At 69.9% G+C, this 26,095-nt stretch carries 27 protein-coding genes and 4 tRNA genes; 21 read left to right on the top strand and 10 right to left on the bottom strand.

All coding sequences use genetic code 11. From position 1 onward, the window contains the following. The first annotated feature begins 32 nt into the window (after positions 1–32). Positions 33–893 carry a zinc metalloprotease HtpX gene (gene htpX / locus ACWEN0_RS33030; RefSeq protein ID WP_451982494.1) on the top strand — a complete coding sequence of 287 codons (861 nt, stop codon included), beginning with the start codon at positions 33–35 and terminating at the stop codon, positions 891–893. Here htpX and rfbA read toward each other — a convergent pair. Beyond that, on the bottom strand, positions 890–1,771 hold the full coding sequence (rfbA, locus tag ACWEN0_RS33025; RefSeq protein WP_451982491.1) for a glucose-1-phosphate thymidylyltransferase RfbA: 882 nt from the start codon (positions 1,769–1,771) through the stop codon (positions 890–892). The two genes, htpX and rfbA, sit on opposite strands and share 4 nt — an antisense overlap. Positions 1,772–1,855: 84 nt before the next feature. Continuing rightward, entirely contained in the window at positions 1,856–2,992 is a 1,137-nt protein-coding gene (locus ACWEN0_RS33020) for a sialidase family protein (protein ID WP_451982489.1), read from the bottom strand. Between the two features lie 197 nt (positions 2,993–3,189). Here ACWEN0_RS33020 and ACWEN0_RS33015 point away from each other — a divergent pair, with 197 nt between their 5' ends. Then, entirely contained in the window at positions 3,190–3,849 is a 660-nt protein-coding gene (locus ACWEN0_RS33015; protein ID WP_451982487.1) for a hypothetical protein, read from the top strand. A 34-nt stretch (positions 3,850–3,883) separates the two neighbouring features. Here the strand turns inward: ACWEN0_RS33015 and ACWEN0_RS33010 are convergent, their stop codons facing one another. Next, on the bottom strand, positions 3,884–4,375 hold the full coding sequence (locus ACWEN0_RS33010; RefSeq protein ID WP_451982484.1) for a YajQ family cyclic di-GMP-binding protein: 492 nt from the start codon (positions 4,373–4,375) through the stop codon (positions 3,884–3,886). Positions 4,376–4,504: 129 nt separating this feature from the next. On the opposite strand from ACWEN0_RS33010, the gene ACWEN0_RS33005 reads away from it, so the two are divergent. Together ACWEN0_RS33005 and ACWEN0_RS33000 are read left to right on the top strand one after the other, a co-directional pair. Next, positions 4,505–4,587 (top strand) — tRNA-Tyr (locus tag ACWEN0_RS33005). 381 nt (positions 4,588–4,968) lie between these two features. Further along, positions 4,969–5,790: a class I SAM-dependent methyltransferase gene (locus ACWEN0_RS33000; RefSeq protein WP_451982481.1), complete on the top strand. Its 822-nt coding sequence runs from the start codon at positions 4,969–4,971 to the stop codon at positions 5,788–5,790. Between the two features lie 70 nt (positions 5,791–5,860). On the opposite strand, the gene lon is transcribed toward ACWEN0_RS33000, so the two are convergent. The 4 genes from lon to ACWEN0_RS32980 form a co-directional block, all read right to left on the bottom strand. Further along, positions 5,861–8,263 carry an endopeptidase La gene (gene lon / locus ACWEN0_RS32995; RefSeq protein WP_451982478.1) on the bottom strand — a complete coding sequence of 801 codons (2,403 nt, stop codon included), beginning with the start codon at positions 8,261–8,263 and terminating at the stop codon, positions 5,861–5,863. Between the two features lie 100 nt (positions 8,264–8,363). Continuing rightward, positions 8,364–9,212 carry an SAM-dependent methyltransferase gene (locus ACWEN0_RS32990; RefSeq protein ID WP_451982475.1) on the bottom strand — a complete coding sequence of 283 codons (849 nt, stop codon included), beginning with the start codon at positions 9,210–9,212 and terminating at the stop codon, positions 8,364–8,366. Next, complete coding sequence (locus ACWEN0_RS32985; protein WP_451982472.1) at positions 9,209–10,063, bottom strand: SAM-dependent methyltransferase; 855 nt, start codon at positions 10,061–10,063, stop codon at positions 9,209–9,211. The genes ACWEN0_RS32990 and ACWEN0_RS32985 overlap by 4 nt, the downstream gene beginning before the upstream one ends. A gap of 69 nt (positions 10,064–10,132) precedes the next feature. Next, positions 10,133–11,071 (bottom strand): GNAT family N-acetyltransferase, encoded by a 939-nt coding sequence (locus ACWEN0_RS32980; protein ID WP_451982469.1) that lies wholly within the window; start codon positions 11,069–11,071, stop codon positions 10,133–10,135. Positions 11,072–11,309: 238 nt separating this feature from the next. Here ACWEN0_RS32980 and ACWEN0_RS32975 point away from each other — a divergent pair, with 238 nt between their 5' ends. The 6 genes from ACWEN0_RS32975 (at position 11,310) to ACWEN0_RS32950 (ending at position 15,455) form a co-directional block, all read left to right on the top strand. Further along, the gene (locus tag ACWEN0_RS32975) at positions 11,310–13,964 is read left to right on the top strand and encodes a putative bifunctional diguanylate cyclase/phosphodiesterase (RefSeq protein WP_451982466.1); all 2,655 of its coding nucleotides are present in this window, start codon (positions 11,310–11,312) and stop codon (positions 13,962–13,964) included. Positions 13,965–14,044: 80 nt separating this feature from the next. After that, positions 14,045–14,117, top strand: a tRNA-Thr gene (locus ACWEN0_RS32970). A 130-nt stretch (positions 14,118–14,247) separates the two neighbouring features. Then, positions 14,248–14,320: transfer RNA gene (locus ACWEN0_RS32965), tRNA-Met, on the top strand. A gap of 49 nt (positions 14,321–14,369) precedes the next feature. Beyond that, on the top strand, positions 14,370–14,534 hold the full coding sequence (rpmG, locus tag ACWEN0_RS32960) for a 50S ribosomal protein L33 (protein WP_005152047.1): 165 nt from the start codon (positions 14,370–14,372) through the stop codon (positions 14,532–14,534). A gap of 76 nt (positions 14,535–14,610) precedes the next feature. Continuing rightward, positions 14,611–15,060 carry a MaoC family dehydratase N-terminal domain-containing protein gene (locus ACWEN0_RS32955; RefSeq protein WP_451982463.1) on the top strand — a complete coding sequence of 150 codons (450 nt, stop codon included), beginning with the start codon at positions 14,611–14,613 and terminating at the stop codon, positions 15,058–15,060. Beyond that, positions 15,057–15,455 carry a MaoC family dehydratase gene (locus tag ACWEN0_RS32950; RefSeq protein WP_451982460.1) on the top strand — a complete coding sequence of 133 codons (399 nt, stop codon included), beginning with the start codon at positions 15,057–15,059 and terminating at the stop codon, positions 15,453–15,455. Before ACWEN0_RS32955 ends, ACWEN0_RS32950 begins: the two co-directional genes overlap by 4 nt. 87 nt (positions 15,456–15,542) lie before the next feature. Here the strand turns inward: ACWEN0_RS32950 and ACWEN0_RS32945 are convergent, their stop codons facing one another. Further along, positions 15,543–16,451: an SGNH/GDSL hydrolase family protein gene (locus ACWEN0_RS32945; protein ID WP_451982457.1), complete on the bottom strand. Its 909-nt coding sequence runs from the start codon at positions 16,449–16,451 to the stop codon at positions 15,543–15,545. A 152-nt stretch (positions 16,452–16,603) separates the two neighbouring features. On the opposite strand from ACWEN0_RS32945, the gene ACWEN0_RS32940 reads away from it, so the two are divergent. Next, entirely contained in the window at positions 16,604–16,819 is a 216-nt protein-coding gene (locus ACWEN0_RS32940; RefSeq protein ID WP_451982454.1) for a hypothetical protein, read from the top strand. Positions 16,820–16,823: 4 nt separating this feature from the next. Here ACWEN0_RS32940 and ACWEN0_RS32935 read toward each other — a convergent pair whose 3' ends face one another. After that, on the bottom strand, positions 16,824–17,747 hold the full coding sequence (locus ACWEN0_RS32935; RefSeq protein ID WP_451982451.1) for a TIGR03619 family F420-dependent LLM class oxidoreductase: 924 nt from the start codon (positions 17,745–17,747) through the stop codon (positions 16,824–16,826). A 206-nt stretch (positions 17,748–17,953) separates the two neighbouring features. Between ACWEN0_RS32935 and ACWEN0_RS32930 the strand changes: the two genes are divergently transcribed. The 6 genes from ACWEN0_RS32930 to ACWEN0_RS32905 all read left to right on the top strand — a co-directional run bounded on the left by ACWEN0_RS32930 (position 17,954) and on the right by ACWEN0_RS32905 (position 21,552). Next, a tRNA-Trp gene (locus ACWEN0_RS32930) sits at positions 17,954–18,026 on the top strand. Between the two features lie 26 nt (positions 18,027–18,052). Continuing rightward, positions 18,053–18,493, top strand: coding sequence for a preprotein translocase subunit SecE (secE, locus tag ACWEN0_RS32925; protein WP_451982448.1), 441 nt, complete (start codon positions 18,053–18,055; stop codon positions 18,491–18,493). Between the two features lie 66 nt (positions 18,494–18,559). Further along, a complete protein-coding gene (gene nusG / locus ACWEN0_RS32920; RefSeq protein ID WP_451982445.1) occupies positions 18,560–19,399 on the top strand; it encodes a transcription termination/antitermination protein NusG in 840 nt (279 codons plus the stop codon). A gap of 73 nt (positions 19,400–19,472) precedes the next feature. Then, positions 19,473–19,910 (top strand): 50S ribosomal protein L11, encoded by a 438-nt coding sequence (gene rplK, locus ACWEN0_RS32915; protein ID WP_043781763.1) that lies wholly within the window; start codon positions 19,473–19,475, stop codon positions 19,908–19,910. Positions 19,911–19,988: 78 nt separating this feature from the next. After that, positions 19,989–20,708 (top strand): 50S ribosomal protein L1, encoded by a 720-nt coding sequence (rplA, locus tag ACWEN0_RS32910; protein WP_451982442.1) that lies wholly within the window; start codon positions 19,989–19,991, stop codon positions 20,706–20,708. Positions 20,709–20,778: 70 nt separating this feature from the next. Then, positions 20,779–21,552: an alpha/beta fold hydrolase gene (locus ACWEN0_RS32905; RefSeq protein ID WP_451982439.1), complete on the top strand. Its 774-nt coding sequence runs from the start codon at positions 20,779–20,781 to the stop codon at positions 21,550–21,552. A 1-nt stretch (position 21,553) separates the two neighbouring features. Here ACWEN0_RS32905 and ACWEN0_RS32900 read toward each other — a convergent pair whose 3' ends face one another. Next, positions 21,554–22,438 (bottom strand): hypothetical protein, encoded by an 885-nt coding sequence (locus ACWEN0_RS32900; protein ID WP_451982436.1) that lies wholly within the window; start codon positions 22,436–22,438, stop codon positions 21,554–21,556. Positions 22,439–22,718: 280 nt separating this feature from the next. On the opposite strand from ACWEN0_RS32900, the gene rplJ reads away from it, so the two are divergent. The 4 genes from rplJ (at position 22,719) to ACWEN0_RS32880 (ending at position 26,092) form a co-directional block, all read left to right on the top strand. After that, positions 22,719–23,273, top strand: coding sequence for a 50S ribosomal protein L10 (gene rplJ / locus ACWEN0_RS32895; protein WP_451982433.1), 555 nt, complete (start codon positions 22,719–22,721; stop codon positions 23,271–23,273). A gap of 49 nt (positions 23,274–23,322) precedes the next feature. Continuing rightward, a complete protein-coding gene (rplL, locus tag ACWEN0_RS32890; protein ID WP_160698768.1) occupies positions 23,323–23,709 on the top strand; it encodes a 50S ribosomal protein L7/L12 in 387 nt (128 codons plus the stop codon). A gap of 389 nt (positions 23,710–24,098) precedes the next feature. Further along, positions 24,099–25,301 (top strand): ABC transporter ATP-binding protein, encoded by a 1,203-nt coding sequence (locus ACWEN0_RS32885; RefSeq protein ID WP_451982430.1) that lies wholly within the window; start codon positions 24,099–24,101, stop codon positions 25,299–25,301. A gap of 38 nt (positions 25,302–25,339) precedes the next feature. Then, the gene (locus tag ACWEN0_RS32880) at positions 25,340–26,092 is read left to right on the top strand and encodes an MlaE family ABC transporter permease (protein ID WP_451982930.1); all 753 of its coding nucleotides are present in this window, start codon (positions 25,340–25,342) and stop codon (positions 26,090–26,092) included. Positions 26,093–26,095 lie beyond the last annotated feature (3 nt).

Genomic DNA, 26,095 nt, shown 5'->3' with positions numbered 1-26,095 from the left:
CCCACTTCGGAAGCGGACGGAGGCGAGCGCGCGTGCACGGGCACCAGAACGGACTGAAGACGGCGTTGCTGCTCGGCCTGCTGTCGGCGATCATCGTCGCGATCAGCGGGCTCTTCGGGCGCGGTGCGCTGGTGATCGGCCTGGTCGTCGCCCTGGGGATGAACGCGTTCGCCTACTTCAACTCGGACAAGCTGGCGCTGCGCGCGATGCGGGCGCGGCCGGTGTCCGAGGTCGAGCAGCCCGCGATGTACCGGATCGTGCGCGAGCTCGCGCACGTCGCCCGCCAGCCGATGCCGCAGCTCTACCTCAGCCCGACGGCCGCGCCGAACGCGTTCGCCACCGGCCGCAGCCCGCGGCACGCGGCGGTGTGCTGCACCACCGGCATCCTCGAACTGCTCGACGAGCGCGAGCTGCGGGCCGTGCTCGGCCACGAGCTGTCCCACGTCTACAACCGCGACATCCTCATCTCGTGCGTCGCGGGCGCGCTGGCCAGCGTGATCAGCGTGCTGGCGAACATCGCGCTGTTCTTCGGCGGCAACAACCGCGACGGCAGCCCCCTGGTCAGCCTGATGCTGATCTTCGTCGGCCCGATAGCGGCGGCCGTCATCCGGATGGGCGTCAGCCGGTCGCGGGAGTACCAGGCCGACGCGTCGGGCGCGGAACTCACCGGCGACCCGCTGGGCCTGGCCTCGGCGCTGCGGAAGCTCGACGCCGGCACCCGGGCGCGGCCCCTGGTCGCCGAGCCGCAGCTGGTGTCGCAGTCGCACCTGATGATCGCGAACCCGTTCCGGCCCGGCGAGGGTCTGAGCAAGCTGTTCTCGACCCACCCGCCGATCGCCGACCGCATCCGGCGGCTCGAGGAAATGGCGAGCCGGGGGCCGGGCGGCTTCTAGGCCGACGCCCCCGCCGCGACGGCGACCGCCTTCACGTAGTCGCCGTAGCCGGACTTCGCCAGCTTCGCGCCCAGTGCGTAGCACTCGTCGGCGTCGATGTACCCCATCCGCAGCGCGACCTCCTCCAGGCACGCGATGCGCACGCCCGTGCGGTGCTCCAGCACCTGGACGAACTGACCCGCTTCGAGCAGCGAGTCGTGCGTGCCGGTGTCGAGCCAGGCGAACCCGCGGCCGAGGTCGACCAGGGACGCGCGGTCCTGGCGCAGGTAGGTGAGGTTGACGTCGGTGATCTCCAGCTCGCCACGCGGCGACGGCTTCAGCGCGCGGGCGATGTCCACCACCTCGTTGTCGTAGAAGTACAGCCCGGTGATCGCCTTGTTCGACCGCGCCTTCGCGGGCTTTTCCTCGATGGTGACCAGCTTGCCGTCCGCGTCGACCTCGCCGACGCCGTAGCGCTCGGGGTCCTTCACCGGGTACCCGAACAGGATGCAGCCGTCGAGCCTCCGCACGGCCTCCTGCAGGCGGGCGGAGAAGCCCTGGCCGTAGAAGATGTTGTCGCCGAGCACGAGCGCGACGTCGTCGCCGCCGATGAAGTCCGCGCCGATCACGAACGCCTCGGCCAGGCCGTTCGGGCTGGCCTGCTCGGCGTAGGAGAACGAGACGCCGAACTGGTCGCCGTTGCCGAGCAGCTTGCGGAAGTTCGGCAGGTCGGCCGGGGTGGAGATGATCAGGATCTCGCGGATGCCGGCCAGCATCAGCACCGAGATCGGGTAGTAGACCATCGGTTTGTCGTAGACCGGCAGCAGCTGCTTGGACACCGCCTGGGTGATCGGGTGCAGGCGTGTCCCGCTGCCTCCGGCCAGCACGATGCCCTTCATGAACTGCCTCCTCGAGTCCGACGTCGGGCCCACTCTACGGCCGGGTGAAGGGCGGAAGGCGGGTCCGGTGCCGAAGAAGGCAGTTCAGAAGGCGGGCCCCTTGCCGAAGTAGGCCTTGCAGCCGGAGTTGTATTCGGTGGCGATCTCCAGGACGTTCTTGCCGTCGTCGACCGGCAGCAGCGTCGAGGAGTAGTTGGGGCAGAAGTTGTTGTAGATGCCGGTGATGCGCACCGGCGCGGGCAGCTCGTACCAGTTGCCGCTGCCGAAGGTGTCGTTCGCCAGGAGGACCTGGCCGTTCTTCGGCTGCGGCTCGCCCTTGGCGTTGGTGTAGATCTGGCCGACCATGACGATCCGCACGCCGTTCGGGCCGCCGGGGAACAGCGCGATCGTCTGCGCGTGCTGGAAGTAGTTGCCGGTGGCGGTGTTCACCCGGGTGCCGGGATCGGTGGGGCTGCCCCAGTTGGCGCCGTCGGGCGAGATCTTGAAGTACGGGTCGCAGTAGCGGTCGCGGAAGTTGCAGATCTCGTAGGCGAAGTAGTACCGGCCGTCGGGCAGCCGGCGGATGATCGGCATGCCGGGCCGGACCCGGTCCGGCGGGATGGCCAGGGTGAGCTGCTTGGTGCCCCAGTTCACGCCGTCGGTCGAGGCGACCCGGTTGAGCACCTGCGCGTACTTCGGCGCCTGCGTCTCGTCGGCGAAGTGCAGCCAGAGCGTGCCGCCGGCGTCGACGGTGAACTCGGGCTCCCAGACGCCGTCGATGTTGTGCGAGCGTGCGGCCTCGGACAGGAAGCTCCACGAGCGGCCGCCGTCCTTGCTGGCCCAGATCTTGATCGCGACGCGCCGCTGCGGCCCGGCGTCCTGCCCGTAGGAGGCGGCCCACAGCAGCGTGCCCGCGCGGAGCCGGCCGACCCGCTGCGGCAGCTCGTAGACGGTGCCGCAGCACATGCCGTACCGGCCGTCGGGGTCGTGGATGGCGCCGATCTGGTGGAACGTCTCGCCCTCGTCGGAGCTCTCCATGATCGGCGTGAACTTGCCGCCGGAATCTTCGCTGGTCAGCGACGCGATGATGCGCCCGCGCCCCAGGACGGAGTGCTCGAGCCGGATCAGGCGCGCGTAGGAGCCGAAGCCGGGCAGGAGCTGCTTGCGCTCGGCGGCGCTCGCGGGGGTCAGGGTCGCCCCGAGCACGGTGACCGACAGCACGAAGGCGAGCAAGCGGCGCATCCTGACCCTCTCCACGCGGTGACCGCGCGATTACAGCACGCGGCCCGGGTCCTTCGTGGACAGTCACGCGGCCCATTCGCGCGTTCGAGGGGTTTGATCCGCACTTCCGGGTGATTGATCACACACGGCGACGGTAACGCCGGGGCAAAGGCCGTCGAAAGATCACCAGAGGGCCGTGGTGGCCCCGAGGGGGAACGATGAAATTCCGGCTGTCCTGCCTGCTGCTGGTGGTCCTGACGTCCGCGTGCGCGCCCGCCACCGGGTTCGGCACGATCGTGACGCCGACCCCGCGGCAGGTGCCGGTGCCCACGACGTCCGCGCCGCCGGGCCCGCGCGACGTGCCGACGGAGACGCACACGGGCAAGAGCAGCGGCGAGTTCCAGACGAGCTGGCCGGCGGACCAGCTGGGCTTCTTCACGTTCGACTGCCCGAAGTGCTCGGCGAACGTGATCGTCGACACCGACGGCGGCGAGCACGGCGTGGTCAACGCGATCGGCCCCTACCACGGCACGACGTGGCTGAACATGTACCCGGACCGCCCGGCGAAGCACGTGACGGTCCACGCGAACGCACCCTGGACGGCGACGATCGCGGACTACCGGAGCCTGCCGACAGCAGAGGCGGCCAAGGACACGACGGGCAAGGGCGACGCGGTACTGCGCGTGCCGACGGGCGTCACGAAGGTCAAGTTCACGGCCAAGACCCGCGGCAACATCGCGCTTTGGGTCCACTCCCCGGAGGACGACGACCTGCTGGTGAACCAGATCGGCGACATCCAGGTGGAGCGGGACGTCCGCGGCCCGGCGTACCTCAAGGTGGACGGCTACGAAGCGAGCTGGACGCTGACGCCGTCCTGAGCGGGCACCCGGGCCCCGGGTGCCCGCGGCGGCGTCACCGGTAGTTGGTGAACTGCAGCGCGATCTCGAAGTCCTTGCCCTTGAGCAGGGCGATGACCTCCTGCAGCTGGTCCTTCTTCTTGCCCGACACCCGCAGCTGGTCGCCCTGGATCTGGGCCTGGACGCCCTTCGGGCCTTCGTCGCGGATGAACTTCGCGATCTGCTTCGCCTTGTCCGAGGCGATGCCCTGGAGGATCTTGCCCGCGATCTTGTAGCTCTTGCCCGACAGCGCGGGCTCGCCGGCTTCGAAGGCCTTCAGGGAGATGCTGCGCTTGATCAGCTTCTCCTTGAACACCTCGACCGCGGCCAGGGCGCGCTCCTCGGTCTCGGACTCGACGGTGATCGCTTCCTCGCCCGCCCAGTTGATCGTCGTGCCCGTGCCGCGGAAGTCGAAGCGCGTGCCGAGCTCCTTGCCTGCCTGGTTCAGCGCGTTGTCCACCTCCTGGCGGTCGACCTTGCTCACGACGTCGAAAGAGGGATCCGCCACGTGTCCTCACACCTCGTACTCGCTTGTCAGGGGCCACCCAGCCTAGCCCCCACCGGGGGACGGGCGGCCCGGTTGACCCCCGCTCGAACCCGTTGGGTAAGCTTCTCCCCGGCCGGTTCGACCGGCCATGGCGGGTTACCCGAGTGGCCAAAGGGGACTGGCTGTAAACCAGTTGGCTTACGCCTACGGGGGTTCGAATCCCTCACCCGCCACTTCACGCCAGTCAGCCCGGTGATCCGATCACCGGGCTGACTGCGTCTGCACGTGCGGTGACCCCGGTCTCCCGCCGCTCCGGCGAACGGGTGCCGTAATACGCGCACCGCTCATCCCGATGACACTCGGAGTTTGTTTTCCGGAAAACGGACGTCGTCGAGTTCGTTCCGATTGAGTATTTTGTCGCGTAATAACGCGGAGGCCGTTTCAACCCGCGATACGGCCGCAATTCGTCCGCGTAACGGGTGAAGATTCATTCGCCCTTTCGACCGCATTTCGAAATACTTCCGTTATTCGGTAACGGCTCTCCCGGCCGGCCCGACCCTGCCAGTGGCCTGCGGGCCGCCGCAGGTGGCAGAGGTCAGCCAGTGGAGGTGCACATGCCGGTTACCGGGACGCTCGAAAGCCCGACGCGCGAGCAGCTCGTGCGAGTCCAGTACGCCGATGCCCAGCTCGTCGCGGACTACGCCGACGCCTATTCCGGGTGGGGACCCACCGCGCGCTACTACCATTCCCGGCTGCACGCCGTCGATCGGACGCTCCTCCGGTGCCCCGGAGGCTCGCTCCTCGACGTCGGCTGCGGGCCGGGGATGATGGTGCGCCACCTGCTCGACGACCGGCCGGGGGACTTCGCCGTCACCGGGTGCGACCGGTCGGCGGCGATGGTCGACGCGGCCAGGACCCGGGTCGGGGAGGAAGCGAGTTTTTCGGTCGGCAACATCGAAGAAATGCCGTTCGCGGACGGGACCTTCGACGTCGCGCTCGCGATGGGCGTGCTCGAATACGTCGACCTCGGCCCGGCGCTGCGTGAAATAGCACGCGTGGTCCGCCCGGGCGGGCTCGCCGTCGTCACGATGCTGAACCCGCACAGCCCGTACCGGATGTTCGAATGGGGGCTGTACTGGCCGGCGCGCCGGGTACTCGGCGGAATCGAAGAAGCCCTGCGTTTTCCGCGGCGCCACGGGGCGCGCCACACGGGAATCGAGGCGTACGGGCCACGGCGGCTGCGCCACGAGCTGTGGCGGGCCGGGCTGCAGCCGCAGGACACGCTGTTCTACGACGTCAACGGGCTGGTCCCGCCGCTCGACCGGGTCGTCCGCCGCTGGGACCGCAGCTGGCGCGCACACCCGGAGCGGACGGTCAAGCGCGGCCCCGCGGGCCGCTTCGGCACCGGCTACCTGATCGCCGCGCGCCGCGTCTGAGCGAGAAGAGCGGCCGGTTTCCCTGGGGAAGGGGAAACCGGCCGCTCTCCGGAGGCGGCGGCGCTCGGGGTTACGCCGCCTGGGAAACCGGCGTCGAAGCCGGGGTCAGGGCGAGGTCGAGGACCTCGCGGACGTTCGCCACCGCGTGGACGTCCAGCTGGGACAGCACCTCGGCCGGGACGTCGTCGAGGTCCGGCTCGTTGCGCTGCGGGATGATCACGGTCTTCATCCCGGCCCGGTGCGCGGCGAGCAGCTTCTGCTTCACGCCGCCGATCGGCAGGACGCGCCCGGTCAGCGACACCTCGCCGGTCATCGCGACGTCCGCCTTCACCACGCGGCCCGAGAGCAGCGACGCGAGCGCCGTCGTCATCGTGACGCCCGCCGAAGGCCCGTCCTTGGGCACCGCGCCCGCCGGCACGTGCACGTGGATGCCGCGCTTGCGCAGGTCACCCACCGGCAGCTCCAGCTCCGCACCGTGCGAACGCAGGTAGGAGAGCGCGATCTGCACGGACTCCTTCATCACGTCGCCGAGCTGACCGGTCAGCTGCAGCCCCGACGCGCCGGACTCCTCGTCGGCCAGCGACGCCTCGATGTAGAGCACGTCACCGCCGGCGCCGGTCACCGCCAGGCCCGTGGCCACGCCCGGGGTCGCGGTCCGCTGGGTCGACGCGGGCAGCGACGACTCCGGCAGGTGCCGCGGGCGGCCCAGGTAGGTCTCCAGGTCCGGGGAATCCACCGTCAGCGGCAGCGAAACCTGCTCCAGCGCCACCTTGGTCGCGATCTTGCGCAGCACCTTGGCGATCGTCCGGTTCGCGTCGCGCACGCCCGCCTCGCGGGTGTACTCGGCGGCGATCCGGCTGAACGCGGCGTCCGTCAGGACGACGTCCTCGACGCCCAGCCCGGCGCGCTCCAGCTCGCGGGGGAGCAGGTGGTCGCGGGCGATGGTGACCTTCTCGTGCTCGGTGTAGCCGTCCAGCGTGACGAGCTCCATGCGGTCCAGCAGCGGGCCGGGGATGGTCTCGAGCGCGTTGGCCGTCGCCAGGAACACGACGTCGGACAGGTCCAGCTCGACCTCGAGGTAGTGGTCGCGGAACGTGTGGTTCTGCTCCGGGTCCAGCACTTCGAGCAGAGCCGCGGTCGGGTCGCCGCGGTAGTCGGCGCCGACCTTGTCGATCTCGTCGAGCAGCACGACCGGGTTCATCGAGCCGGCTTCCTTGATGGCGCGGACGATCCGGCCGGGCAGCGCGCCGACGTAGGTGCGGCGGTGGCCGCGGATCTCCGCCTCGTCGCGGATGCCGCCCAGGGCGACCCGGACGAACTTGCGGCCCATGGCCTTCGCGACGGACTCACCCAGCGACGTCTTGCCGACCCCGGGAGGGCCCGCGAGGGCGAGCACCGCGCCCGAACGGCGTCCGCCGACCGGGCCGAGACCCGATTCCGCGCGACGCTTGCGCACGGCCAGGTACTCGATGATGCGTTCCTTCACGTCGTCGAGGCCGGCGTGGTCGGCGTCCAGGACCGCTCGCGCGGCCGCGATGTCGTAGACGTCCTCGGTGCGCTCGGTCCAGGGCAGCTCCAGGACGGTGTCCAGCCAGGTGCGGATCCAGCCGCCCTCGGGGGACTGCTCGGACGTCCGGTCCAGCTTGTCCACTTCGGCCAGTGCGGCCTTCTTCACGGCGTCGGGCAGTTCGGCGGCTTCCACGCGGGCGCGGTAGTCGTCGTCCTCCGCGGTGCCGTCGAGCTCGCCGAGCTCCTTGCGGATGGCTTCGAGCTGACGGCGCAGCAGGAACTCCTTCTGCTGCTTCTCCATGCCCTCGGCGACGTCCTTGCGGATCGTGTCGGTCACCTCGAGCTCGGCCAGGTGCTCCTTGCTCCACTCGAGCGCCTTCTCCAGCCGGGCGCCGACGTCCGACGTGGTCAGCAGCTCGAGCTTCTGCTCGGTGCTCAGGTACGGCGCGTTGCCGGACAGGTCCGCGATCGCGGACGGGTCCTCGACCTGCTGGACGGCGTCGATCAGCTGCCAGCCGCCACGCTGCTGCAGGATCGAGATGACGACGGCCTTGTACTCGGCCGCGAGCTTGGCGGCCTGGTCGTCCGTGGTCTCGGGGGCGTCCTCGGCGTGCACCCAGCGCGCGGCGCCGGGGCCGTCGGCGATCCGGCCGACGACCGCGCGGCCGGTGCCGCGCAGCAGGACGGCGGCCTTGCCGCCGGGCACGCGGCCGATGCGCTCGACCGTGGCGACGGTGCCGAACTCGGCGTACTCGCCGTGGACGCGCGGCACGATCAGGACCTCGGCCTTGGCGGCCGAGCCGGACCGGATGCCGGGGAAGGACGCCTGGCTCGGCGTCTTGGCCTGGGCGGACTCCACCGCGGCCCGCGTCTCGGTGTCGGAGAGGTCGAGCGGGACGACCATGCCCGGCAGCACGACGTCGTCATCGAGCGGGAGCACGGGCAGGAGGCGGGTGTCGGACATGTGCACTCCTCGTGTAGTTGAGTCTGTCTAGCTCAACTCTCCGATGGGTGTGTTTGTTTCCAGGAGTGCGTTCGCCCACAGCGATCAGTGAATACGCAGGTCAGAGCGATGGCCGGCGCGCGACGGCGCACCACGCAAAGGGGCGGGTCTCGGTGTCGATGGCGTTCGGCGGGGTCTCCGGACGCCAGTCCGGCAACGATGTCATCCCCGGCGGCAGCAGCGGCCAGCCCCCGAACCAGGGGAGCAGCTCCGCCGCCGAACGCAGCCACGCGGGGTTCGACGTCGCCTGGTAGGCCTCGATGAACCGGCGCACCTCGGCGGCACGGGCGGGCGGCGCGTCGTCGCGGCACGTGCCGTGCGTGAGGGCCAGCCAGCTCCCGGGCGCCAGCTTCGCCCGGTACTCCGCCACCAGCCTGTCCGGGCCGTCCGACGGGCCGATGAAGTGCATGACGGTGATCATCAGCAGGCACACCGGCCGCGACCAGTCGATCAGCTCCCGCGTGACGTCGTCTTCGAAGATGCCCTTCGGCTGCCGGATGTCGCGTTCGACGAGCCCGGCCCAGTCCGACGCGCCTTCGCGCTCCAGGATCAGCCGCGAATGCGCCGCGGCCACCGGCTCGTAGTCGACGTAGACGACGGACGCCCGCTCGCCGGCGGGCAGCTGGTCGCGGACGATCTCGTGCACGTTCCCCGCGGTCGGCACGCCGGAACCGAGGTCGACGAACTGCCGGATCCCGGCGGCCACCGCCGCCGAGACCACGCGGTTCATGAACGCCCGGTTCTGCCGCGAGATCGGCCGGATCAGCGGCCACACCTTTTCGACGCGGCGGCCGAACTCGCGGTCGACCGCCCAGTGCTGGTTCCCGCCCAGGTACCAGTCGTAGACGCGCGCCGCGGACGGCTTGTCGGTGTCCACCCCGGCCGGGGCGAGCGGCGCTCCTTCGGTCATGCCCCGGGCTTCTCCGCGATGCCGCACCACGCGAAGGGCCGGGCCTCCGCTTCGAGGGCGTTCAGCTTCCGGTCGGGCCGCCAGTCCGGCAGGTGCACGATGCCCGGCTCGAGCAGCGGCCAGTCGCCGAACAGCGGCTCGATCTCTTCGCGGTCGCGCAGCCACACCGGGTTGCTCGTCTTGCGGTACTGCTCGACGAACCAGCGCAGCCCGTCCAGGTACGGACCCGAGCCGTCGCCTTCGCTCATCTGCGAGATCGCCAGCCAGCTGCCGGGCGCGAGCTTGTCGCGGTACGCCTTGAGCAGCCCCAGGGGGTCGTCGTCCGGGCCGACGAAGTGCAGGACCGCCATCATCATCAGGCAGACCGGCTTGGAGAAGTCGATGAGCCGCTTCGTCTCCGCGGCGCGCAGCACGGCCTTCGCGTCCCGCATGTCGGCCTGGACGATGCCGGCCCAGTCGGTCGCCATGCCCTCTTCGAGGATCAGCGTCGCGTGGGCGACGGCGACCGGCTCGTAGTCGACGTAGACGACCTTCGCGTCGTGGTCCTCCGGCAGCTCGGCCTCGACCACCTCGTGCACGTTGCCCGCCGTCGGGACGCCCGAGCCGAGGTCGATGAACTGCCGGATCCCGGCCCGCAGCGCCGCCCGCACCGCGCGGTTCATGAACTCGCGGTTCTGCTTCGACCCGGGGCGCACGAGCGGCCACTGCTGCTCCATGCGCCTGCCGAACTCGCGGTCGACCGCCCAGTTCTGCGTGCCGCCCAGGTACCAGTCGTAGATCCGGGCCGCGGACGGCTTCTCGGTGTCGACGCCTTCGGGCGCTCTCGGCGCCGAATCCCGCTGATCGGCCACTTCCGGCTCCCCTCGCTCTCCGGGAGCCAGCCTATAAGGACAGCGGGCCGCCGGTAATCCTCCAGCCGTTCACCGGACGGCGGGTCGCCGCTGCCAGTACGTCCACAGCGGGCGGTACCCCTGCGCGTACCAGAACGGCGTCGAGAGCGGGTTCGCCGCCGCGTGGTGCAGGAGGACGACGTCGGCGCCTTCCTCGTCCAGCACCTGGTGGGCGTGGGTGGCCAGCGCGGTGCCGACACCGGACGACCGTGCCTCCTTCGCGACGGCCAGCGAAGACAGGTAGCCGACGCGCCCGGCGGCGACGCGGTCGCTGATCCAGCCGGTCTCGCCCGGGTGCTGGACGTTCACCATGCCGAGCGGCCGCCCGTACAGCTCGGCGATCCACACGGCGGGCTCCGGCCGGTCCAGCTTCTCGGCCAGGTCCTTGGCGAGGATGTCCTCGACGCCTTCGCGCCAGTTCACCGTGCCGTACTGCGCGTCGTAGGAGTGCAGCTCCATGCCGAGCGCGACGGCGGTCTCGAGGTCGCCGGGTTCGCCACGGCGGATCTTGACGCCGGGGGTGCCGAGCGGCGTCGCCGGGAGCATCCGCTCGGACGGCCTGACCGCGATCACCCGCAGCGGGGCGAAGCCGTGGTGCAGCATTTCCCGCGCGCCGGCGCCGTCCCGGCTGGCCCGCGGCACGACCGCCGCGGTCTCGGTGTCGCCACGCGCGGCGACCGCGCGCAGATGTTCATCCCATCGGGTGAGGAGGGCGTCCAGGACCCCGGCCGGCTGCGGGCCGGCCAGCTGGAGGTCGAGCCGGTGCTCGGTCAGCGCGCGCCACGGGGCGTTGGGGGCGTCCTGGTCGACCTGGATGCGCGAGGCGAGCCCGGAGGCGGCGGAGTCGCCCGTCGCGACCTCCAGGACCACGGCGTTTTCGGCTGCCTCGAACGGAGAAGAACCGGGGAGCAGGGGATCCACCGACGCGAGCCGCGCCGAGTGGTCGGTGGCAATCACATCGCTGTGCATGGGCACATTGAAGCGCTACCCGGGCCGTCGTGCGCAGAGAGCTGTCCGGGCTGATGTTCGCCCGACGTTTCACCCCTTGGTCCACGCAGGTCAGCGCCATCGAGGCATTGTTAACCCTGGGGTGATCTCCTACTGTCTCGAAAGGGACACGGGTACGCCCTACGGGGTACGGTATGGCCCTTGTCCACACCCGAAGTCACGGATCAGCACCGGTGGACAAGCCGGGAGGGAAGGTCGGATGCCGGACACCAACGCCCACGGCGACGCCGTCGCACAGGCGCAGCCCGGGCCGGGAGCCGCTTCCGGGGCACCTCCCCAGCCGGCCGTCTCCGCGGAAGCCCGCACCGACGAGCGCCGGTTCCGCGCGTACACCTTCGCCGTCCTGAGCCTCGGGCTCGTCGCCGCGTTCGCCGTCGGCTCCTGGCTGCCGTTCCACTGGGACAGCAAGCTGCTCTGGATCGGCCCGGTGCTCGCGGTCGCGTTCCTGCTCGCCGAGCAGCTGGGCATCAACGTCGACGTCCGCAGCGGCATCTCGTGGACCATCTCCTTCACCGAGATCCCGCTCGTCATCGGGTTCTTCGTCGCGCCGTTCGAGGTCGTGCTGGCCGCGCACCTGGTCGCCGGCATCGGCACGCTGCTCGCGCGCAAGGTCGCCGGCCGCGTCCTCTACAACGCGGGCGCGTTCCTCCTCGAGATCACCGGCGCGTTCGGCGTCGCCGGGCTGGTGAAGGTCGCCGTCGGCGCCGGGGCGGGCGACGAGATCCCGTGGGTCGCCGCGCTGGCGGGCACCCTGACCGCGCCGCTGGTGAGCACGCTGCTCGCGCTGGCCGCGGTCCGCGTGCTGCGCCGCCGCATGCGGGTCAGCACCGCCGTCCGGCTCACCGCGCGGATCCTGGTCGTCGGCTTCGTCAACGCGTCGGTCGGCCTGTCCGGCTACCTCGTCATCTCGAACACGCCCAAGGCGTGGCCGCTGGTGCTCGCCGTCTTCCTCGGTCTCACCGCGCTGTACTGGGCCTACTCCGACCTGTTGCGCGAGCAGCGGGACATGGAGGCGCTCTCCGACGTCAGCCTGATGGTGGCCCGCTCCGGCCAGCAAGCCGCGGCGCGCCCGGCCAGCCGGGCCGACGAGCTCGTCGGCGGCGTCGACGTCCGCGAGTGGGCGACGATCGCCGAGCGCATCAAGGACCAGCTGGCCGCGGGCCGGGTGGTGCTGCGGCTGCGGCTCGAGCCGAAGGACACCATGCGCGTGGTCGTCGCCGGTGACGACCTGCCGGTCGCCGACCCGGCCGCCGACGACCCGCTGCTGCGCCTGCCCGGCGCGCACGTCCGGCACTTCCGGATCACCGAGGCCAACCCCGACGTCCGCGCGGCGCTGCTCGACCGCGGCGCGCAGGAGGCGCTCGTCGTCCCGCTGCGCAGCGCGAACCAGCTGCTGGGCGTCGTCGAGGCGCACGACCGGCTGTCCCGCTGGCGCGGGTTCGGCAAGTACGACGTCCAGCTGCTCGGCACGATGGCCAGCCACCTCGCGACATCGCTGGACAACCGGCGGCTGCTCGCCACCCTGCGGCACGACGCCTACCACGACCCGCTCACCGGGCACCTCAACCGGCCGGGCTTCCGGCAGGTGGCGAAGGAGCCGCTGCGGGACTACGCGCACGCCGTGGTGCTGCGGATCGACCTGGACGTCTTCTCGACAGTGTCCGACGCGCTGGGCTACGCCTGGGCCGACCGGATGGTGATCGCCGCCGGCCGCCGCATCCGCGACGCACTCGGCCCCGACGTCCCGCTGGCCCGCCTCGAAGGCGCGTCGTTCGCGGCGCTGCTCGTGGGCTGCCCGCCCGAGGACGCCCACGCGGCGGCGGAACGGCTGCGCGAGGAGCTGTCCGCGCCGTACCCGGTCGACCGGCTCTCGGTCGAGGCGAACGCGATGATCGGCTACGCGACGACGACGCCCGAGGAGTCCGGCGACGTCGTCGACATCGAAGGCCTGCTGCAGCGCGCCGACGTCGCCGTCCGCGCCACGAAGGGTGGCGAAGAGGTCCGCGGCTACGTGCCGAGTATGGGCCAGATCTTCCTGCGCCGCTTCCAGATGGTCACGCAGTTCCGGCAGTCGCTTGAGGACGGCCAGGTCAGCGTCCACTACCAGCCCAAGATCACGCTGCCGAACCGGCAGGTGGCGGGCGTCGAGGCGCTGGTCCGCTGGGTGCACCCGGAGTTCGGCAGGCTCGGCCCGGACGAGTTCGTCCCCGCCATCGAGGCGGCCGGCCTGATCGGCGTCCTGACGGGGTTCGTGCTCGGTGAGGCGCTCAAGCGCTGCCGCAAGTGGCTCGACGAGGGCCTGCGGATCTCGGTGGCGGTCAACCTGTCGGTGCGCAACCTCGCCGACGAGGACTTCCCGAACAAGGTCGCCCGCGAGCTGGAGCGCTACGGCGTCCCGCCGGAGCTGCTGACGTTCGAGCTGACCGAGTCCGGCGTGATGTCCGACCCGCAGAAGGCGCTGCCGATCCTGCGCGAGCTGCACTCGCTGGGCATCGTGCTGGCGGTCGACGACTTCGGCACCGGGTATTCGTCGCTGGCCTACCTGCGGCAGCTGCCGGTCGACCAGGTCAAGATCGACAAGAGTTTCGTCCTCGGCATGGGCACCGACCTCGGCGACCTCGCGGTGGTCCGCTCGATCGTCGAGCTGGGCCACTCGCTCGGCCTCACGGTGGTCGCCGAGGGCGTCGAGGAGGACGTCGCGCGCGACCAGCTGGAGGCGATGGGCTGCGACGTCGCCCAGGGCTACCTGATCTCGCGCCCGCTGCCGGAGGACCGCCTGGAGGCCTGGCTGCAGGCCCGCACGGCGCGCTCGCCGGGCCGCCACTCCGAGACCGTGCTTACCCTGCTGACCTGAGGTTTTGTGCTAACGGGACCCCGGTTGCACGGCCGGGTGACGGGGCTTGCTAATCTTTCCAAGTCCTCGCGAGAGGCCAGGCCCCTTTAGCTCAGTCGGCAGAGCGTCTCCATGGTAAGGAGAAGGTCTACGGTTCGATTCCGTAAAGGGGCTCCGCGAGTGGGCGAGCTATGTCCGGGGAAAGCCCGGGCCTAGCTCGCTTCGCGGTGTCCATCTGGGGGCCCAGCCCCCAGACCCCGGCCAGGGGGCGAGCCCCCTGGACCCCCGGGGTTGGGCATGACAGGGCGGTGTAGCTCAGTTGGCAGAGCAAGCGGCTCATAATCGCTGTGTCGCCGGTTCAAGTCCGGCCACCGCTACGCGGTAACGACGGGGCTGGCCCCCGGACCTGAGAGAGAAGGAAACGCTGTGGCTGCCACCGACGTGCGACCCAAGATCACGCTGGCGTGCGAAGAGTGCAAGCACCGCAACTACATCACCAAGAAGAACCGGCGCAACAACCCGGATCGCCTGGAGATGAAGAAGTTCTGCCCGAACTGCGGTACGCACCGGACGCACAAGGAAACCCGCTGACGCGTACGCGTTCACCAGCTTCGAAGAGCCGCCCTGGACCACCGGGGCGGCTCTTTGCTGTTGGTAGCCTCCTCGGGTGCCTTTGGACGAGTCGTTCACCGGGCGGGTGTACCCGCCGCAGACCAGCTACGAAGTGAGCCGGGAGAAGATCCGGGAGTTCGCCGACGCGATCGGCGACGCCAACCCGGTCTACCGCGATCCGGAAGCCGCCCGCGCGGCCGGCCACCCGGACGTCATCGCGCCGCCGACGTTCATCACGATCGTCAACCTGGCCGCCATCAACGCGATCGTGTCCGACCCGGAGCTGGGGCTCGACTACTCGCGCATGGTCCACGGCGACCAGCAGTTCAGCTACACGCGCCCGGTCCGCGTCGGCGACCGCCTGCTGCTGACGACCCACATCGACAAGATCATGGCCCGAGCGGGCAACGACTTCATCAACCTGCGAGCAGAGATCGCGGACGGCGACGGCGACCACATCGCCACGACGCGAGCCCAGCTGGTGGTCCGGGGGGAGGACGCATGAACGTCGGAGACGAGCTGCCGGGCATCGAAGTCCGGGTGACACGCGACCAGCTGGTCCGCTACGCGGGCGCGGCGATGGACTTCAACCCGATCCACTGGAACGAGGCGTTCGCGAAGGCGGTGGGCCTCCCGGACGTCATCGCGCACGGGATGTTGACGATGGCCCTGGCAGGCAGGGTGGTCACGGACTGGCTGGGCGACCCGGCCCGCCTGATCGACCTGAGCGCCCGCTTCACCCGCCCAGTGGTGGTCCCGAACACCGAAGAGGGTGCCCTGGTGGAGTTCACCGGCAAGGTGGGAGCCGTGAACGACGACGGCACGGCCCGCATAGACCTGGTGGCCAAGTTCGACGGCAAGACGGTCCTGGGCAAACCCCAGGCAGTAGTCCGCGTCTAGCGAGCCGATCCGAAGCCGGCACACGGCCGGCAGCACCCGGTGCTGCCGGCCGTGGTCACAATCAGCCTTCGGGGTGCCCGGAAGACCTCAGAACGGCGACTTGAGCACGGAGAGAACGGCATCGGCCATCCCCTGCTCCCCCCGGGCATTGGGGTGCAACGGCGCAGCGTGCAGCGTCGGAACAACCCCCTCGACCCACCGCGTATCAGAAGCGGTGCAGACGTCGTGCCCCTTACCAGGCGTAGCGGTATCGGCATACCCGGCGCGATGCGAATCAGCCTGATCCTCAAGCATCTTGTTCAACTTCCCCAACGCCTCGCGGAAGTAAGCAACATCCCCGGCTCCGACGGGCAGCACCGGCCAGCACCCATCGCCATCAGGCAGAACGGTCGGATACCCGACAACGACGACCTTGGCCTTGGGCGCCTTCGAATGGATCCGGTCCAGCAAGGCCCCGACCTTCGGGGCAGTGGCATCGATCTTCTCGGCAAGCTGATCATGCCCACCAGCGGTCAACCGGTCCTTGCACGGCGACGCCGACCGGTGCGCGGTCGCACAGGACTCCGCCAGCTGCAAGAACCCGACGTCATTCCCGCCGATACCGAGCGTGACGAGAGTCGTCTTGGCCGTCACAGCGTCAAGCTGAGGCGGGTTGGTGCCGTTGGCGGTCTTCTGCGCGGCAGTCAGGTTCGAGGTGGTCGCACCACTGCAGCTGACATCGGCGAACTCGGCCGGCTTCAGGTCGGCCGAGACGAGGTGGGGGTAGTTGTCGTCGGACCGCAGGCAGCCACCCGGCGCCCCGACCGCCTGCCCGGTGTGCGGGCCGGCCGTGTAGGAGTCACCCAGCGCGACGTAACGCCCGGAACCACCCCCGGTTTCGACGCCCTCGGGCGCCGCGGCGGAAGAGCCGTGCTGCCATTTGTAGTACCCGAAGGCCAGGAGCCCGAGCACGAGTACGGCGACAAGGCAGCCGCCCCCACCGCTGTTTTTCGCCACACCTTCGTTTCTACCGAACCGAAGCCCGATTCGATCAGGTCGATCCGGGTGACTAGGGAAAACCTGAACGAGGGATTGACTGTTGCGCGGAGCGTCGGGGGCGGCGAGGGTGGGCGCGTCCGATGAAGTTCTGTGAGAAAGGCAGGAACGCAGTGAGCCTGAACCTGAACAAGCTCGTCGACAAGGCCTACGAGGACAAGTCGATCAAGGAGCTGCTGGACGCCCCGCCCTCCGCACTCGAAGGGCTTACGCCGAAGCACGACGAACTGCTCGCCGAGCTGAAGATCAAGACCATCCGCGACCTCGCGAACTGGAAGTACGCCGCGAAGGCCCAGGCCCTCGCGACCCTCGCCGACAGCGAGAGCTGACCCTTCAGGCGCTCAGCTCGGCCGCCAGTTCCAGGGCGTGGTCGACGTCCTTCGCCACGTAGTGCAGGTCGACCAGGACCTCCGTGATGCCCTCTTCGCGGGCCACGTCCAGGCACGGCGCCACGTCCGCGACCGTCTCGACCCCGGTACCCGCGCGCGGGTTGATCCGCAGCACGCGCCGCAGGGTGCCGGGGTCGCGCCCGGCCTTCTCGGCCGCCTCCCGGGCGATCGACCACAGGCCGTTCAGGTACTGCTTCGGCATCCAGCCCGCGAGCCACCCGTCGGCTCGCCGCCCGACCCGGGCCAGCGCCGGCGGCGAGAACCCGCCCAGCAGCACCGGCGGCCGCGGCTCCTGCGCCGGGCGCAGGCCGACCGTCGACGGCGGGATCCGCCACTGCGGGCCCTCGTGCTCCGCCGGGTCGCCCGTCCACAGCGCTTCGAGCGCGTCGAGCAGGGCCTCGAGCCGCTTGCCCCGCCCGGCCCACGGCACGCCCGTGGCGAAGTACTCCTCGCGCAGCCAGCCGAGCCCGAAGCCGACGTCCAGCCGGCCGCCGCTGGCCAGGTCGAGCGAGGTCAGGGCCCGGGCGAGCAGCACCGGGGAATAAACCGGGCCGGTCAGGGTGCTCATCCCCAGGCGGGCGGTGCGCGTCACGGCGGCCGCGGTGGCCAGCGTCGTGAACGGGTCCGCGAAGGTCTCGAACTCCTTCGGGTACGGGTGCTCCGCGGTGCCGCCGCTCGGGTAGAAGTCGGTCGGCTCCCGGGGCGTCAGGATCCGGTCGCCGACCCACAGCGAGCCGAACCCGAGGTCTTCGGCGGCGGTCGCGAAGCGCGCGACGGCCGCGGGGTCGGCCAGTGCGCCGTACTGCGGCAGCGCGAGCCCCAGCCGAATCCCGCTCACCGGTGAACGGGACTCCGGGTTGTCCGTCATGGCGCACATCCTGGCATGATCAGGAGGTCCGCGGGGAGTTTTCCGCAGGCCGGCCGGGGTTCGGCGGTCGATCGGGGGGCGCGGTTGCAGCCTCTCGCGAGGCTTGCCGTAGACTTCGGGACTTGGAACGCACTACGGTCATCCCCGCCTGGATGGTGGGGACGATGGAATGCGTCCAACGGGGCTCCGAGCGATCGGGGCTCCACAGGGGTGTAGCTCAATTGGCAGAGCAGCGGTCTCCAAAACCGCAGGTTGCAGGTTCAAGTCCTGTCACCCCTGCGTAACGGAACTGGTGGAGCGGAGGAGTGGTCGTGAGCGACAGCGACGCCAGCGGCGGCGAGCAGGAGCAGGACGGCACCGGGCAGAAGCCCGAGAGCCCGTCCCGTCCCGTCACAGCTGCTGCCCGGCGTGAGCGCCGTGCGACCGCTCGCCCGGCGGGGAAGTCCGCGGCACGTGCGGACGACAAGGCCCGCCCGGCCGGGAAGTCGGGGGAGAAGACCGCCCCCGACGCGAAGGGCGCTCCGACCCCCAAGCGTGACCAGAAGGCGAAGAAGGCCTCTGTGTTCGCGCGGCTGGTGCGCTTCATCCGCGAGGTGTGGGCGGAGCTGCGCAAGGTCATCTGGCCCAACCGCAAGCAGATGGTCACCTACACCGCGGTCGTGCTGGTCTTCGTGGTGTTCATGGTGGCCCTGGTGAGCGTCTTGGACTTCGCGTTCAAGAAGGGCATCGGCGCGATCTTCGGCTGAACCGCCGTCGTGCCGCGCGGGCCGGCCTGACCGGACCCGGCAAGCGATCAACTGAGAGGACGGAACGTGACCTCCGACAACGGCACATCAGCCGGTCACGACCTGACCGAGCTTTCCGACGAGCAGGTGCACGCGGCACTCGGTGACGAGGACTCCGCGCACCTCGAGCCCGTCGACGTGCCCGACGAGGTCGACGAAGCCGCTTCCACGGACGACGAGAACGCCGAGGCTCCCGCTGAGGACGTCGCGGCGGAAGACGCCGAGACCGAGCCCGCCGCGGCGGACGAGGACCCGGTCGCCGCGCTGCGCGCCGAGCTGCTCGCCGCCCCCGGCGAGTGGTACGTCGTGCACTCGTACGCCGGGTACGAGAACAAGGTGAAGACCAACCTCGAGACCCGGACCCAGACCCTGGACGTCGAGGACTACATCTTCCAGATCGAGGTCCCGACCGAAGAGGTCACCGAGATCAAGAACGGCCAGCGCAAGCAGGTGCAGCGCAAGGTGCTGCCCGGCTACATCCTGGTCCGGATGGACCTGAACGACGCCTCGTGGAGCGCGGTGCGCAACACGCCGGGCGTCACCGGGTTCGTCGGCGCCACCTCGCGGCCGTCGCCGCTGACCGTGGACGAGGTGCTGAAGTTCCTCGCCCCGCAGGTCGAGAAGGAAGCCCCGGCGAAGGCGGGCAAGGGCGAGTCCACCGCGACCGCGGCGCCGCTGGGCGGACCGGCCGTCGAGGTCGACTTCGAGGTCGGCGAGTCGGTCACGGTCATGGACGGCCCGTTCGCCACGCTGCCGGCGACGATTTCCGAGGTCAACGTCGACGGGCAGAAGCTGAAGGTCCTGGTGTCGATCTTCGGCCGGGAGACCCCGGTCGAGCTGTCGTTCAACCAGGTCTCCAAGATCTGACGGCCGCCGGGCGGCCGCAGTCCCCACGTCCACGGCAGGTACGCGGGGAACGTAGTACAGGACAGGAAAAGAAATGCCACCCAAGAAGAAGAAGCTTGCGGCGATCATCAAGCTGCAGATCAAGGCGGGTGCGGCCAACCCCGCGCCGCCGGTCGGCCCGGCGCTGGGTCAGCACGGCGTCAACATCATGGAGTTCTGCAAGGCCTACAACGCCGCGACCGAGTCGCAGCGCGGGGACGTCGTCCCGGTCGAGATCTCCGTCTACGAAGACCGGTCGTTCGACTTCAAGCTGAAGACGCCGCCGGCCGCCAAGCTGCTGCTGAAGGCCGCGGGCGTGGAGAAGGGCTCCGGCGAGCCGCACAAGACCAAGGTCGCCAAGGTCACCTGGGACCAGGTCCGCGAGATCGCCAAGACCAAGGAGACCGACCTCAACGCGCACGACATCGACCAGGCCGCGAAGATCATCGCCGGCACTGCTCGGTCGATGGGCATCACGGTCGTCGACGCCTGACGTTTGCAGCTCCCCGTGGGAGAGCCACGTGCTGGCTCTGACACCACACTGATCCGTTGTTGAAGTAAGGACAGAAGCATGACCAAGCACAGCAAGGCATACCGCCAGGCTGCGGAGCTCATCGACAAGGCGCGCCTGTACGCGCCGATCGAGGCCGCGAAGCTGGCGAAGGAAACCTCCAAGACCAAGATGGACGCGACCGTCGAGGTCGCGATGCGTCTCGGTGTGGACCCCCGCAAGGCCGACCAGATGGTCCGCGGCACCGTGAACCTGCCGCACGGCACCGGTAAGACCGCCCGCGTCATCGTCTTCGCCGTCGGCGACAAGGCCGCCGAGGCCGAAGCCGCCGGCGCGGACGCGGTCGGCACCGACGAGCTGATCGAGCGCATCCAGGGTGGCTGGCTCGACTTCGACGCCGCGATCGCGACGCCGGACCAGATGGCCAAGGTGGGCCGCATCGCCCGCATCCTCGGCCCGCGCGGCCTGATGCCGAACCCGAAGACCGGCACGGTGACCCCCGCGGTCGAGAAGGCCGTGAAGGACATCAAGGGCGGCAAGATCAACTTCCGCGTCGACAAGCAGGCCAACCTGCACCTGGTGATCGGCAAGGCTTCCTTCGACACGGAGAAGCTGGTCGAGAACTACGCGGCGGCGCTGGACGAGATCCTCCGCGCCAAGCCGTCGTCGGCGAAGGGCCGCTACCTCAAGAAGGTCACCTTCACCACGACGATGGGCCCGGGCATCCCGGTCGACCCGCTGCGGACCCGCAACCTGCTTTCCGAGGATGCGGCCGTCTGAGTCGGACATCACCAGAAAGGGCGTCCCCGCTTGCTGCGGGGGCGCCCTTTCTTCGTGTCTCATGGACAGCATGCCGACTTTCGCGTCGTTCGACGGCCTCCGGTTGAACTACACCGTGTGGGAGGGCGACGGCGCCCACCACCCGGTGCTGCTCCAACACGGCTTCGCGGCCGACACGAACGCGAACTGGATCTCCACGGGCGTGGTGGCGGCGTTGCGTGCCGCGGGCCTGACGGTGATCTCCCTCGACGCCCGCGGCCACGGCCGTTCCGAGAAGCCCCACGACGAGTGCCGCTACGCGGGCGACAGCATGGCCCGCGACATCTCGGCCCTGCTGGACGAGCTGGGCCTGGACGAGGTCTCGCTGGTCGGCTACTCGATGGGCGCGATCATCGCCCTGGCGGCCACGGCGGAGGACAAGCGCATCCGCTGCCTGGCGACGGGCGGAGTGGGCTCGGGCATCGTCGACTTCGGCGGCGTCGACCTGCGCGTGGTCAAGCCCGCGGACATCGCCTCGGCGTTGCTGGCCGAGGATCCTTCGACGGTGCCGCCGTCTGGGGTCCCGTTCCGCCTCCTGGCCGACGCGGTGGGCGGCGACCGCCAGGCCCTGGCCGCGGTGGCGCTGGCATCGGAAGAAGGCAGTTTGAACCTCTCGGCGATCGGCGTCCCGACGCTGGTCCTGGCCGGCGACCAAGACCCGCTGGCGGCGGAGCCGGAGCGCCTGGCGGCGGCGATCGCAGGGGCACGGATGGTCCGCATCCCGGGCGACCACATGACGGCCGTGATGTCGCCGGCGTTCTCGGAGGCGCTGGTGGCGTTCTTGACCGCGCCGCACCAACGCTGACTCAGCTGGTCGGCGTCGAGCTGGGTGGTGCCGGTTCCCCGCCGCACTTCGCAGGGCCGGCGGCGTGGTTGGTGATGAGCCACTGGCCCATGTCGACCTTGGTCACCGTGAAGGTGCCCAGGGCCGGGCCTCCGGTGATCGGGAACGAGCAGGAGTCGATCGTCACGACGTCGCCCGGCAAGGGTTCCGAGACGTACGACGGCACGGATTCGGCGTAGTCGTTCCGGTCCTTCGGCTGTACCTGCGAGTGGAGGTACTGAACGGCCTGGCGGCAGTCGTTCTGCCCGACGTCCCTGGCGAACTTGCTCTGGATGTCGACGTGCGTACCCGGGTTGTAGACGAACCGGCCGCACGCGTCCTCGACGCTGCCCTGGGCGATGTCCTGGTAGACGAACCGGACGGCCTCGTACGGATTCTTCGAGAACACGTGGTTCGTGTGATACGTCCCCCCGCCCTCCTGGGCGAGCTGGGCCGACGACTTGCCCGCGTCGCTCGGGAAGAAGTGGTTGTACAGCCACGTACCCGCCAGGCCGAGGATCACGATCGCCAGCACCCAGGCGATCACCTTCTTGCCCAGCCAGCTCAGCCACTTCGGTGCGCGACGGCGCTCGGCCGGGACCAGCTGGTACCCCGGCGGGATGACCGGCGGCTGGCCGCCGGACTGCGTGGCCGGCTGCGTGGGCGGTGCCTGGACCATCCCCGCGTCGGGCGGGGGCGCCGGCTGGTTGCCCTGCTGGGCCTGGGTGAACTTCAGGTAGTCCTGGAACTGCTGGAACTGCCTGAACTCCGCCAGCTGGGCCGGATCCAGGGGAGGAGACGCGGGCGTCGAAGGGCCCGCCGGTTCGATGTCCGAGCCGGGCTTTCCGTCATCACGCTGCTCCGCCACGTCACCATGATGCCCCACGCCACCGCGAACGCAGGGGGCGAGTAATCCCGGCGCGGATGACCAGGTATTCTTGACGACGGTTCTACCGAAGACCGCTGGTTTTCCCCGCCCAAACCGGGGAACGAAGGTCCCGCATTTCGCCGGGCGGCCCGCGCAGGAGGAACGAGGCTCCGGCACGTGTGCCGGAAGAACGCCCCGCGCCTGTCTGCGCGTGGGCGTTTCGTCGTTTCGGGGGCCCCTCGGCAGCCAGTGGAAACACTAGCCAAGAGAGGAGGCGACCATGGCGAAGCCCGACAAGGTGGCGGCCGTCGCCGAGATCGCGGAGAGCTTCCGCAACAGCTCGGCCACCGTCGTTACCCAGTACACCGGCCTCTCCGTGTCCCAGCTGTCCCAGCTGCGCCGCGCTCTCGGCACCAGTGCCAAGTACCGGGTCGCGAAGAACACCCTCGTCAAGCGTGCCGCCGAAGACGCGGGCGTGACGGGGCTCGAGGACCTGTTCGTCGGCGCCACCGCCATCGCCTTCGTCGAAGGTGAAGCGGTCGACGCCGCGAAGGCGCTTCGCGACTTCGCGAAGGAAAACAACGCGCTTGTCATCAAGGGCGGCTACATGGACGGCAAAGCGCTGTCCGTGGACGAGATCACCCGGATCGCCGATCTCGACAGCCGTGAGGTCCTGCTCGCCAAGGCGGCGGGCGCGTTCAAGGCGAAGCTGTCCCAGGCCGCCGCGCTGTTCCAGGCGCCGGCGTCCCAGGTCGCCCGCCTGGCTGCCGCGCTGGAGGAGAAGCAGCGCAACGCCGCCGGTACCGAAGCAGCCGAAGCACCCGCCGAGAGCTGAACCACCCCCACCCCGAACGTCTAGTTCGTTTTTCTGAGAGGAAGCCATCATGGCGAAGCTGAGCACCGCCGAGCTGATCGACGCCTTCAAGGAGCTGACCCTCCTCGAGCTGTCCGAGTTCGTGAAGGAGTTCGAGGAGACCTTCGACGTCACCGCCGCCGCGCCGGCCGCCGTCGTCGCCGCCGCCCCGGGTGCCGCCCCGGCCGCCGCCGCCGAGGAGCAGGACGAGTTCGACGTCATCCTCGAGGGCGCCGGCGACAAGAAGATCCAGGTCATCAAGGTCGTCCGCGAGGTCGTCTCGGGCCTGGGCCTGAAGGAGGCCAAGGAGCTGGTCGAGGCCGCTCCCAAGGCCCTCCTGGAGAAGGTCGACAAGGAGGCCGCCGAGGCCGCCAAGGAGAAGCTCGAGGCCGCGGGCGCCAAGATCTCCATCAAGTGATCCCGGGCGCGCGAGCGCCTTTGCACCACCTCGAGAAGGGGCGGACATCCACGCGGATGTCCGCCCCTTCCGTTTTGCCTGCTCGCCGCGGCCCCCTAGGAGCCGTGTCCGAATGGCCCCGGGTCCCTAAATCGTGGGTTCGGGGGTCCGGAAATCTGCGCCGTTGCCCCGAATGGGCTACCGTGCCTCCCGATGCCGATCACGGCGGGATGACGTTGGGCCCGGGGCTGGCCAGGAAAGAAAACTGGTGAGTAACCTGTTCGCACTCAGCTCGTTGCACCTGGTTGACGCGGGTTCATGGGGCGCCTGGAGCCCGCACCCCGCCGCCGACGCGGGCGGCATGGGTGTGGCAGCGGGCGCAATGACGCGGAACAGCTCCTGGAGGTGCGATGGGTGCCGAGGTGGTCATCGAAGGCCTGACCAAGTCCTTCGGTAAGCAGGCCATCTGGCGGGACGTCACGCTGACCCTGCCGCCAGGCGAGGTGTCGGCGATGCTCGGACCGTCCGGAACCGGCAAGTCGGTGTTCCTCAAGTCGATGATCGGGCTGCTCAAGCCCGACCGCGGCCGGTGCGTGATCAACGGCGTGGACATCGTCACCTGCTCCGAGCACAAGCTCTACGAGATCCGGAAGCTCTTCGGCGTCCTCTTCCAGGACGGCGCGCTGTTCGGCTCGATGAACCTCTACGACAACGTCGCCTTCCCGCTGCGCGAGCACACGAAGAAGTCCGAGACGGAAATCCGCCGGATCGTCCTCGAGAAGCTCGACATGACCGGTCTCAACGGCGCCGACAAGAAGCTGCCCGGCGAGATCTCCGGCGGTATGCGCAAGCGCGCCGGCCTCGCCCGCGCCCTGGTGCTCGACCCGGAGATCATCCTGGTCGACGAGCCGGACTCGGGTCTCGACCCGGTCCGCACCACCTACATCTCGCAGCTGTTCCTCGACGTCAACGCGCAGATCGACGCGACGTTCCTGATCGTCACGCACAACATCAACCTGGCCCGCACGGTGCCGGACAACCTGGGCATGCTCTTCCGCAAGGAACTGGTCATGTTCGGCCCGCGCGAGGTGCTGCTGACCAGCGAGGAGCCGGTCGTCAAGCAGTTCCTCAACGGGAAGATGCAGGGCCCGATCGGCATGTCCGAAGAGAAGGACAGCGCCCAGATGGCGGCCGAGCAGGCGATGTTCGACGCCGGGCACCACGCCGGCGGGGTCGAGGACGTCTCCGGGGTGCCGCCGCAGATGCAGCCGACGCCGGGCGTGCCGACCCGGATGGGCGCGGTCCGCCGCAAGGACCGCGTCATGGAGATCATGCACCGCCTCCCGGACGCCGCCCAGCAGAGCATCATCGCCTCCCTGAGCCCCGAGGAGCAGCGCCACTACGGCGTCAGCCCGCGGCAGGTCGCGCACGCCCAGCAGCAGCAACAGCAGCAGGTCCCGGCGGGCGCCCGGCAGGGTGACGGGGTGCCGAACCAGCACCACGGCCAGCTGCCCGCCGACCAGGTCGCGCGGATCCCCGGCGGCGGCCAGCCCCCGAGACCCGGCGCACGGCGCATGCCGCCGCCGCCGAACAACGGGCCAGGTGGCCGGTGAGCTCTCCCGCATCACAGGCGAAGATCCCCGGGATCGGGATGCTCCGAGAGACCGGGAACCTGTTCGCTCTCGGCCTGGACATCGTCCGCGGCCTGTTCCAGCGCCCGTTCCAGCTGCGGGAGTTCATCCAGCAGTCGTGGTTCATCGCGAGCGTGACCATCCTGCCGACGGCGCTGGTGGCCATCCCGTTCGGCGCGGTCATCTCGCTGCAGTTCGGTTCGCTCGCCCGCCAGCTGGGCGCGCAGTCCTACACCGGCGCGGGCTCGGTGCTCGCCACCGTGCAGCAGGCCAGTCCGCTGGTCACCGCGCTGCTGGTGGCGGGCGCGGGCGGCTCGGCCGTCTGCGCCGACATCGGCGCCCGGACCATCCGCGAAGAGATCGCCGCGATGGAGGTGCTCGGCGTCTCCGCGGTGCAGCGGCTGATCGTGCCGCGCACCCTCGCGATGATGCTCGTCGCGCTGCTGCTCAACGGCATGGTCAGCGTCATCGGCGTGCTCGGCGGCTACTTCTTCAACGTCGTGCTGCAGGGCGGGACGCCGGGTGCGTACCTGGCGAGCTTCTCCGCCCTCGCGCAGCTGCCCGACCTCTGGGTCGGCGAGATCAAGGCGCTGATCTTCGGGTTCATCGCCGCCGTCGTCGCGGCCTACCGGGGCCTCAACCCCTCCGGCGGCCCGAAGGGCGTCGGGGACGCGGTGAACCAGTCGGTGGTCATCACGTTCCTGCTGCTGTTCGTCGTGAACTTCGTGATCACCCTGATCTACCTGCAGATCGTGCCCGGGAAGCTGGATTAGCGC

Source organism: Amycolatopsis sp. NPDC004378, assembly GCF_053602455.1.
The sequence above is the reverse complement of the archived record's forward strand: the minus strand, read 5'-3'. Positions and strand labels throughout refer to the sequence as shown.

Excerpts from the sequence above, each read along its gene's own strand:
- lon (WP_451982478.1), bottom strand. The coding sequence starts at position 8,263 with ATGTCCGACACCCGCCTCCTGCCCGTGCTCCCGCTCGATGACGACGTC.
- rplL (WP_160698768.1), top strand. The coding sequence starts at position 23,323 with ATGGCGAAGCTGAGCACCGCCGAGCTGATCGACGCCTTCAAGGAGCTG.
- ACWEN0_RS33000 (WP_451982481.1), top strand. The coding sequence starts at position 4,969 with ATGCCGGTTACCGGGACGCTCGAAAGCCCGACGCGCGAGCAGCTCGTG.
- ACWEN0_RS32885 (WP_451982430.1), top strand. The coding sequence starts at position 24,099 with ATGGGTGCCGAGGTGGTCATCGAAGGCCTGACCAAGTCCTTCGGTAAG.
- ACWEN0_RS32975 (WP_451982466.1), top strand. The coding sequence starts at position 11,310 with ATGCCGGACACCAACGCCCACGGCGACGCCGTCGCACAGGCGCAGCCC.
- rplK (WP_043781763.1), top strand. The coding sequence starts at position 19,473 with ATGCCACCCAAGAAGAAGAAGCTTGCGGCGATCATCAAGCTGCAGATC.
- rplA (WP_451982442.1), top strand. The coding sequence starts at position 19,989 with ATGACCAAGCACAGCAAGGCATACCGCCAGGCTGCGGAGCTCATCGAC.
- ACWEN0_RS32950 (WP_451982460.1), top strand. The coding sequence starts at position 15,057 with ATGAACGTCGGAGACGAGCTGCCGGGCATCGAAGTCCGGGTGACACGC.
- rplJ (WP_451982433.1), top strand. The coding sequence starts at position 22,719 with ATGGCGAAGCCCGACAAGGTGGCGGCCGTCGCCGAGATCGCGGAGAGC.
- ACWEN0_RS32935 (WP_451982451.1), bottom strand. The coding sequence starts at position 17,747 with ATGACGGACAACCCGGAGTCCCGTTCACCGGTGAGCGGGATTCGGCTG.
- ACWEN0_RS33015 (WP_451982487.1), top strand. The coding sequence starts at position 3,190 with ATGAAATTCCGGCTGTCCTGCCTGCTGCTGGTGGTCCTGACGTCCGCG.
- ACWEN0_RS32880 (WP_451982930.1), top strand. The coding sequence starts at position 25,340 with ATGCTCCGAGAGACCGGGAACCTGTTCGCTCTCGGCCTGGACATCGTC.
- rfbA (WP_451982491.1), bottom strand. The coding sequence starts at position 1,771 with ATGAAGGGCATCGTGCTGGCCGGAGGCAGCGGGACACGCCTGCACCCG.
- ACWEN0_RS33020 (WP_451982489.1), bottom strand. The coding sequence starts at position 2,992 with ATGCGCCGCTTGCTCGCCTTCGTGCTGTCGGTCACCGTGCTCGGGGCG.
- ACWEN0_RS32990 (WP_451982475.1), bottom strand. The coding sequence starts at position 9,212 with ATGACCGAAGGAGCGCCGCTCGCCCCGGCCGGGGTGGACACCGACAAG.
- ACWEN0_RS32980 (WP_451982469.1), bottom strand. The coding sequence starts at position 11,071 with ATGCACAGCGATGTGATTGCCACCGACCACTCGGCGCGGCTCGCGTCG.
- ACWEN0_RS32905 (WP_451982439.1), top strand. The coding sequence starts at position 20,779 with ATGCCGACTTTCGCGTCGTTCGACGGCCTCCGGTTGAACTACACCGTG.